The organism is Mesorhizobium sp. M8A.F.Ca.ET.021.01.1.1 (assembly GCF_003998025.1).
In the GTDB taxonomy this organism is placed as follows: Bacteria; Pseudomonadota; Alphaproteobacteria; order Rhizobiales; family Rhizobiaceae; genus Mesorhizobium.
In genome coordinates this window covers 1-390 of sequence record NZ_RZSJ01001131.1, presented here as the reverse complement: position 1 = coordinate 390, position 390 = coordinate 1, and the positions used below count along the sequence as shown (strand labels likewise).

The following is a 390-nucleotide window of genomic DNA, read 5'->3' as shown; positions in this document are numbered from 1 at the left end:
GGCACTTTAAAGGCGATGAGGATGATCGTTTCCGGCACCCCGATTGGCGCGCAAGAGGCGCATGGCGCCGGACTGGTCGATGCCGTTTTCGAGGGTGATCTGACCACGCATGCCGTGAATTTCGCCCGCGAGATCGCCCGCAAGGGCGGTCCGTTCACGCCGGTGCGCGAACGCGATGAGAGGCTGGGGGAAACCGACCTTGCCGCCTTCGATGCCGAGGCCGCGGATCTTGCCCGCAAAGCGCGGGGACTCGAAGCGCCTGTTGCCTGTGCGCAGGCGGTGCGCAATGCCGTCACGCTGCCCTTCGACGAGGCGCTGGCGGCCGAGCGGGCGCTGTTCGTGAAACTCGTCGCCAGCGCCTCGTCGAAGGGCAGCGTGACGGCATTGCGC

1 pseudogene is annotated in these 390 nt (G+C 67.2%); it reads left to right on the top strand.

Annotated elements, in window-relative coordinates:
* A pseudogene (locus EOA36_RS36955) lies at positions 1 to 390 on the top strand (3-hydroxyacyl-CoA dehydrogenase); the annotation flags it as partial.